Source organism: Micromonospora sp. NPDC002296 (assembly GCF_040296145.1).
Taxonomy (GTDB): domain Bacteria; phylum Actinomycetota; class Actinomycetes; order Mycobacteriales; family Micromonosporaceae; genus Micromonospora.
In genome coordinates this window covers 1-8,665 of record NZ_JBEOWQ010000092.1, presented here as the reverse complement: position 1 = coordinate 8,665, position 8,665 = coordinate 1, and the positions used below count along the sequence as shown (strand labels likewise).

At 77.1% G+C, this 8,665-nt stretch carries 2 protein-coding genes; both read right to left on the bottom strand.

Going from position 1 to position 8,665, the window contains the following annotated elements:
- On the bottom strand, window positions 1–6,770 hold a 6,770-nt coding region (locus ABT023_RS28565; protein ID WP_350889730.1), incomplete at its 3' end, for a type I polyketide synthase.
- A 43-nt stretch (window positions 6,771–6,813) separates the two neighbouring features.
- A partial coding sequence (locus ABT023_RS28560) for a type I polyketide synthase (protein WP_350889728.1) occupies window positions 6,814–8,665 on the bottom strand: 1,852 nt, incomplete at its 5' end.

Sequence of the window (8,665 nt, the reverse complement as noted above, 5' to 3'; positions counted from 1 at the left end):
CGGCCGCGCGCGAACGACGCCAGTCGCGCCGCCTGGCCCAGCAGGGCCCGCCCGGAGCGACCCGACACCACCCACGGCACCGGCACACCGACTGGCGCGTCCCCGGCGGTCGCGGGAGCCGGCTCGTCGTCGCCCTGCTCCAGGACGACGTGCGCGTTGGTGCCGGAGATGCCGAACGACGACACGGCCGCACGGCGCGGCCGGTCCGCGCCCGGCCACCCGCGCGGTTCCGTCGTCAGCTCCACCGCGCCCGACTCCCAGTCCACGTGCGACGACGGCTCGTCGACGTGCAGGGTCGCCGGCACCACCCCGTGCCGCATGGCGAGGACCATCTTGATGATCCCCGCAACGCCCGCCGCCGCCTGGGTGTGACCGATGTTCGACTTCACCGACCCCAACAACAACGGCACATCCCGACCCTGCCCGTACGTCGCCAACAGAGCCTGCGCCTCGATCGGATCACCCAACGTCGTACCCGTACCGTGCGCCTCCACCACATCCACATCCCCCGGCGACAACCCCGCCGACGCCAGGGCCTGCCGGATCACCCGCTGCTGCGACGGACCATTCGGCGCGGTGAGACCGTTCGACGCACCGTCCTGATTCACCGCCGAACCCCGCACCACCGCCAGCACCCGACGACCATCCCGCCGCGCATCCGACAACCGCTGCACGAGCAGCACACCGACGCCCTCGGACCAGCCCGTCCCATCGGCCGCCTCGGCGAAGGACTTGCACCGCCCGTCGGGGGCCATGCCGCGCTGGCGGGAGAAGTCGATGAAGGTGTCGGGGGTGGCCATCACGGTCACGCCGCCGGCCAGGGCCAGGTCGCACTCGCCGGACCGCAGCGCCTGCACCGCCAGGTGCAGCGCGACCAGCGACGACGAGCACGCGGTGTCCACCGTCACCGCCGGGCCCTCGAACCCGAACGAGTACGACACCCGACCCGACAGCACGCTGCTGGCCGTACCGACGCCGAGGTGGCCGTCGAGGGCCTCGGGGACGTCGACCAGGCTGGAGGCGTGGTGGTGGTACATCATGCCGGCGAACACCCCGACCGGGCGACCGCGCAGGGCGAGCGGGTCGATCCTGGCGTCCTCGATCGCCTCCCAGGACGTCTCCAGCAGCAGCCGCTGCTGCGGGTCCATGGCGAGCGCCTCGTGCGGGGAGATCTTGAACAGGTCGGCGTCGAAGTCACCGGCGTCGACCAGGAACCCGCCCTCCCGGGCGTAGCTGCTGCCCCGGCGGGCGCCGGACGGGTCGTAGAGCTCGCCGAGGTCCCAGCCACGGTCGGTCGGGAAGTCGGTGATGCCGTCCCCGCCGGCGGTGAGCAGGTCCCACAGCTGTTCCGGTGAGCGCACGCCGCCGGGGAACCGGCAGCTCAGGCCGATGATCGCGATCGGGTCGTCGGGCGCGGCGGCGGCGCGCAGCACCGGCAGCGGGTCGGTGCCGCCCCCGGTCTCGGCGTCCAGGTGGTCGGCGAGCCGGAGCGGGGTGGGGTGGTCGAACACGAGGGTCGCGGGGAGCCGCAGTCCGGTCTCCGCGCCGAGCCGGTTGCGCAGCTCGACGGCGGTCAGCGAGTCGAACCCCAGTTCGGTGAACGGGCGGCCGGCCTCGACGGCGGCGGCGTCGGCGTACCCGAGGACCGCCGCGACCTGGTCCAGGACGAGCCGCAGCAGGGCGGCGGCGCGCTCGGCGCGGTCCAGCCCGGCCAGCCGCCCGGCCAGGGTGCCGGGCTCGGCGGAGCCGGACCGGGCGGCCCGCCGCCGGGGCGCGCGGACCAGGCCGCGGAGCACCACGGGCAGGGTGCCGGCCTCGGCCTGGGAGCGCAGCGCCGGGCCGTTCAACGCCACGGGGACCGCGACCGGCAGGCCGGTGCGCAGGGCGGCGTCGAAGAGGGCGAGGCCGTCGGCCGGGGCGATGGGGCGGGCGCCGGAGCGGGCGAGCCGGTCGGTCTCGGCGCGGCCGAGGGCGGCGGTCATGCCGCCACCCGACTCGGCCCACGGCCCCCAGGCCAGGGAGATTGCGGGCAGGCCGGCGGCCCGCCGGCGGTGGGCGAGGGCGTCGAGGAAGGCGTTGGCGGCGGCGTAGTTGGCCTGCCCGGGGCTGCCGGTCACCCCGGCGGCCGAGGAGTACGTGACGAACAGGGCGAGGTCGCGACCGACGGTCAGCTCGTGCAGGTGCCGGACGGCGTCCACCTTCGGCCGCAGCACCTGCGCCAGGGTGTCGGGGGTGAGCGAGGTGAGGGTGCGGTCGGCCAGCACCCCGGCGGTGTGCACCACCCCGGTCAGCGGGTGGGCGGGGTCGATCCCGTCCAGGAGCGCGGCGAGGGCGGGTCGGTCAGCCGCGTCGCACGCCTCGACCCGGGCCGTCGCGCCCAGCTCGGCCAGGTCGGCGAGCAGGTCCGCGACGCCGGTGGCGTCGGCGCCGCGCCGGCCGGTGAGCAGCAGGTGCCGGACCCCGTACCGGGTGACCAGGTGGCGGGCGAGCAGCGCGCCCAGCGCGCCGGTGCCGCCGGTGACGAGGACGGTGCCGGCCGGGTCGAGCGCCGGTGCGGGCACCGCCGGTTCCGGGTCGGCGGCCACGAGGCGGGGCACCCGGACCTCCCCGGCACGCACCGCCGCCTGCGGCTCGTCGCCGGAGAGCAGGCCGGCGAGGGCGGACGCGGACCGCTCGTCGACGTCGACGTCGACGAGCAGGAACCGGCCGGGGTGTTCGGCCTGCGCGGAGCGCACCAGGCCCCACACGGCGGCGGCGGCCGGGTCGGTGATGTCCCCGTCGTGGTCCACGGCGACGGCCCCGCTGGTCAGGACCACCAGCCGGGAGCCGTCGGTGTGCCGGTCCCCGGCCAGCCAGCCCTGAAGGACGGCGAGGGTGTCGGCGAGCAGTTCGTGCGTCCCGGCCGCGTCGGCGTCGGCGGGGCCGGCCACCGGGAGTAGGACGACGTCCGGCACCCCGGCGTCGAGGAGCGCGCCCAGGTCGGGGTGGCGGGTGGCGGCGGTGCCGGCCGGCAGCGGCGCGGGGCGGTCGCCGAGCACCGCCCAGGCGAGGCCGTCGGCGGTACCGCCGGTCTGCGGGTGCCGGGGCCAGTCGAGGCGGAACAGGGAGTTGCGCCACGGCGACCCGGCGGGGGTCAGGTCGCCGGCCGGCAGGGGCCGCAGGGCCAGCGAGCCGACCCGCGCGACGGGTGCGCCGGCGGCGTCCGCGACCAGCATGGTGACGGTGTCCGGGGCGGTCGGGGTGAGCCGGACCCGCAGGGTGTCCGCGCCGTGGGCGTACACCGTGACGTCGGACCAGGAGAACGGCAGTCGGGCCTCGCCGGCCTCGACGATTCCCAGCCCGACGGCCTGCACGGCGGCGTCGAGCAGGGCGGGGTGCAGGCCGTACGCGTCGGCCTCGTCGGCGGCCGGCTCGGGGAGCGCCACCTCGGCGTACACGTCGGCGCCGGCCTGCCAGGCGGCGCGCAGCCCCTGGAACGCCGGGCCGTAGGCGAAGCCGGCCTCGGCGGCCCGCACGGCCGGCTCGGCCACGTCCAGGGGTGTCGCGCCGGCCGGCGGCCAGTCGGCCGGTCCCTGGCCGGTCCGCGCACCGTCGACCGGGGTGCGCAGTCCGTCGGCGGCCCCCGGGCCGTCGGCCGGGGCGAGCAGGCCGGTGGCGTGCCGGACCCACAGGTCGTCGGTGCCGGACCGGCGGCCGTGCACGGTGACCTGCCACGCGTCGCCGGAGTCGCCGGAGCGTTCGACGGCGACCTGCACGTCGACGCCGCCGGTGTCGGGAAGGGTGAGCGGGGCCTGGAGGGTCAGCTCGGTGAGCACGTCGGCGCCGACCTCAGCGCCGGCGCGCAGCGCCAGCTCGACGAGGCCGGTGCCGGGGAACAGCACGGTGCCGCGCACCGCGTGCTCGGCCAGCCAGGGGTTCGTCTCGACGGACAGCCGGCCGGTGAGGGTGACCTCGTCGCCGTCGGCCGAGCGGAACACCGCGCCGAGCAGCGGGTGACCGGTGGGGGTCAGCCCGGCGGCGGTCACGTCGGCGGGCTGCGGCAGCGGCAGCAGCCAGTAGCGGTCGCGCTGGAACGCGTACGTGGGCAGGTCCACCGGCGCGGCCGGGCCGGCGAACAGGGCGGTCCACCGCACCGGCACGCCACGGGTCCACAGAGTCGCGGCGGCGGCGAGGGCGGTGGCGGCCTCGTCCTGGTCGGCGCGCAGCACCGGCGCGTACGCGGCCTGGTCGTCGCCGGTGATCTCCTGGGCCAGCGCGGACAGCACGCCCCCGGGGCCGACCTCCACGAACGCGCCGACGCCGTGCTCGCGCAGGGTGGCCACGGCGGCGTCGAACCGGACGGTGTCGCGCACGTTGCGCAGCCAGTACGCCGGGGAGCAGATCTCCTCCGGGGTGAGCACCGTGCCGGTGACGGTGGAGACCACCGGGATCCGGGGCGCGGCGAAGGTGAGCTGCCCGAGCACGGCGGCGAACGCGTCGCGCATCGGGTCCATCCGGGCGGAGTGGAACGCGTGGCTGACCCGCAGCCGCCGGGTGGACCGGCCCAGGGCGGCGAAGTGCCCGGCGACGGCGAGCACCGCGTCCTCGGCGCCGGAGACGACGACGGAATCGGGGCCGTTCACGGCGGCCAGTTCCGCCCCGGCCGCGTCGGGCGCGGCAACCAGGTGGGCGCGCACCTCCGCCTCGCCGGCCCGGACGGACACCATGGCGCCGCCGGAGGGCAGCGCCTGCATGAGGGCGCCCCGGGCGGCGACCAGCCGGGCGGCGTCGGGCAGGGACAGCACGCCGGCCAGGTGCGCGGCGGTGACCTCGCCGACGGAGTGGCCGGTGAGGAAGTCCGGGACGACGCCCCAGGACTCGACGAGCCGGTAGGCGGCCACCTCGACGGCGAAGAGGGCCGCCTGCGCATAGCCGGTGCGGTCGAGCAGTTCGGCGGGGCCGTCGAGGACGGCGTCGAGGGGCCGGTCGAGGTGCCGGTCCAGTTCGGTGCGGGCGGCGTCGAAGGCGGCGGCGTAGGCGGGGAACGCGGCGTGCAGCCGGCGGCCCATGCCGACGCGCTGGGCGCCCTGGCCGGTGCAGAGCACGGCGAGGCGGGTGGGGCCGGCGACGCCGCGCCGCACGGTGGCGGCGGGGACGGTGTCGGCCAGCGCGGACAGCCCGGCTAGGAGGTCGTCGGGGTCGGCGCCGAGGAGCACGGCCCGGTGTTCGAGGGCGGACCGGCCGGAGGCGAGGGCCCGGCCCAGCGTGGCCGGCGGGACGTCGGGGTGCTCGGCGAGCCAGGACCGCAGCCGCCGCGCCTGGGCGGTCAGCGCGGCGGCGCTGCGGGCGGACAGGACCCAGGGCAACGGGTCGGGGCCGGTGACGGGGCCGGCCGAGGGCTCCGCCACGGGGGCGGCCTCGACGATGACGTGGGCGTTGGTGCCGCTCACCCCGAAGGAGGAGACGCCGGCCCGCGCCGGGCGGGCTGCGTTCGGCCAGGGTTGGGCCTCGCGGAGCAGGCTGACCGCGCCGGCCGTCCAGTCGACGTGCGGGGACGGCTCGTCGAGGTGCAGGCTGCGGGGCAGGACGCCGTGCCGCATCGCCATGACCATCTTGATCACGCCCGCGACCCCGGCGGCTGCCTGGGTGTGCCCGAGGTTGGACTTGATCGAGCCGAGCCACAGGGGCCGGTCGGCGGGCCGCTCGCGGCCGTACGTGGCGATGACCGCCTGCGCCTCGATCGGGTCGCCGAGCCGGGTGCCGGTGCCGTGCGCCTCGACGGCGTCCACGTCGGCGGGGGTGAGCCGGGCGTTCGCGAGGGCCTGGCGGATCACCCGCTGCTGGGAGGGGCCGTGCGGGGCGGTGAGTCCGTTGCTGGCCCCGTCCTGGTTGACGGCGGTGCCACGGACCACGGCGAGCACGGGGTGGCCGTTGCGCCGGGCCTCGGAGAGCCGTTCGAGCAGGAGCAGGCCGGCGCCCTCGCTCCAGCCGGTGCCGTCGGCGGTGGCGGCGAAGGACTTGCACCGGCCGTCCGGGGACAGGCCCCGCTGTCGGCTGAAGCCGACGAACGTGTCCGGGCTGGACATCACGGTGACGCCGCCGGCCAGGGCGAGGGTGCACTCGCCGGAGCGCAGCGCCTGCGCGGCGAGGTGCAGGGCGACCAATGAGGACGAGCAGGCGGTGTCGACGGTGACGGCCGGGCCCTCGAAGCCGAAGGTGTAGGCGATCCGGCCGGACACGACGCTGCCGTGGTTGCCGGTGCCGACGAACGCCTCGACCTCGTCGGGCACGCCGTTGAGGCGGGAGACGTAGTCGTGGTACATGACGCCGGTGAAGACGCCGGTCCGGCTGCCCTTCAGGGACTCGGCGGCGATGCCGGCCCGCTCGACGGCCTCCCAGGCGACCTCCAGCAGCAGCCGCTGCTGCGGGTCCATCGCCAGGGCCTCGCGGGGCGAGATGCCGAAGAAGCCGGCGTCGAACTCGCCCGCGTCGAGCAGGAAACCGCCCTCGCGGGTGTACGACTTGCCGTGCGCCTCCGGGTCGGGGTCGTAGAGGTTCTCCACGTCCCAGCCCCGGTCGGCGGGAAACGGCGTCACCGCGTCCCCGCCGGCCTCGACCAGCCGCCACAGCGCCTCGGGGCTGTGCACCCCGCCCGGGTAGCGACAGGCCATCCCCACGATCGCGATGGGCTCGTGGTTCTGCTCGTCGGCGGCCCTCAGGCGCTCGCTGGTCTCGTGCAGGTCAGCGGTGACGCGCTTGAGGTACTCGCGGAGCTTGGCTTCGTTCGCCATCGGTAGATCACCTGTCGCTAATGGGCAAGCGGCGGATTCGTGGTCAGGAGCGCCCGAACTTCTGGTCGATGAGGTCGAACAGTTCGTCGTCCGAGGCGTCGTCGATGGCCTGGGTGACGTCGCCGGGTCCCCCGGTGACGTCGCTCCAGCGGGTGGCCAGGGCCTTGAGGCGGGTCGCGACGGCGGCGCGGGTCTCCTCGTCGGCGGCGAGCCGTTCCAGGTCGTCTGGTCCGGTGGCGGCGAACGCGGCCTCCAGCCGGTCCAGTTCGGCCAGCAGCGTCGACGCCGGGCCGGCCGGCGCGACGTCGGCGAGCAGGAAGTCCGCCAGGGCCGCCGGGGTGGGGCAGTCGAAGATCAGGCTGGCGGGCAGCCGGACGCCGGTGGCGGCGGTGAGCCGGTTGCGCAGCTCGACGGCGGTGAGCGAGTCGAAGCCGAGGCCGGTGAACGTCTGCCCGGACGGGATAACGGTCGACGACGGGTAGCCGAGCACCTCGATGACCTGCCCCTTGACCAGGTCCTCGACGAGCCGCCCGCGGTCGGCGTCGGGCGTGCCGGCGAGCCGCTCGGTGAAGGACGGCCCGGTGCCGCCGGAGCCGATCGCGCCGGCCGCCCGGCGGGGGGCGCGGACCAGCCCCCGCAGCGGCGCGGGCAGGTTGCCGGTGTCGGACTGGCGACGCAGGGCGGCGACGTCGAGCAGCGCGGGCACCAGGTGGGGTCGGCCGCCGCGCAGGCCGGCGTCGAACAGGGCGAGCGCCTGGCCGGTGCCGAGGGGGTTGAGGCCGTTGCGGCTGAGCCGCTGTCGCTGGGCGGCGTCGAGGTTCCCGGTCATCCCGCTGGCCTCGGCCCAGAGCCCCCAGGCCAGGGAGGTCGCGGCGAGACCTGCGGCCCGGCGGTGGTGGGCGAGGCCGTCGAGGAACGCGTTCGCGGCGGCGTAGTTGCCCTGCCCCGGGCCGCCGAGGGTGCCGGCGACCGAGGAGAACAGCACGAACAGCGGCAGGTCCAGGTGCCGGGTCAGCTCGTGCAGGTGCCAGGCGGCGTCGGCCTTCGCGGACAGCACGGTCGCCATCCGGTCGGCGGTCAGCGCGGACACCACCGCGTCGTCGAGCACCCCGGCGGCGTGCACCACGCCGGTGAGCGGGTGCTCGGCGGGCACGGCGGCGAGCAGCGCGGCGAGGGTGTCCCGGTCGGCCACGTCGCCGGCCACCAGCCGGGCCTGCGCGCCCATCCCGGCCAGGTCGGCGAGCAGCTCCGCCGCGCCGGGCGCGGCGGCGCCCCGCCGGCCGACCAGCAGCAGGTGGCGCGCCTTGTGGGTGGCGACGAGGTGGCGGGCCAGCAGGCCGCCGAGGGCGCCGGTCGCGCCGGTGACCAGGACCGTCCCGTCGGGGTGGAGTTCGGCGCCCAGCGCCGGGTCGAGCTCGGCGGGCGCGAGCCGGGGCACCAGCACCCGGTCGCCCCGTGCGGCGAGCTGGGGTTCGCCGGTGGCCACGGCGCGGGCCAGCGCCTCGACCGGGAGGTCGACGTCGACGTCGACGAGGACGAAGCGGTCGGGGTGTTCGGCCTGCGCCGAGCGGAGCAGGCCCCACACCGCCGAGCCGGCGAGGTCGGTCACCCGGCCGGGTTCGCCGGCGGGGACGGCGCCGCGGGTCAGCACGACCAGCCGCCGGTCGGCGAGGCGGTCGTCGGCGAGCCAGCCCTGCACGGTGGCCAGCACGTCGGCCAGCAGGGCCCGGGTGGCGGCCGGGACCGGGGCGGGCGCGTCGTCCCGGTACGCGGGCAGCAGCACCAGGTCCGGGTCGAGCCGGCCGTCGGCCACCGCCGCGGCCAGTTCGCCGAGGCCGTACCGGGGCAGGCCGGCGGGGCCGGTCGCGCCGACGCCGAGCAGCACCGCCCGGTGC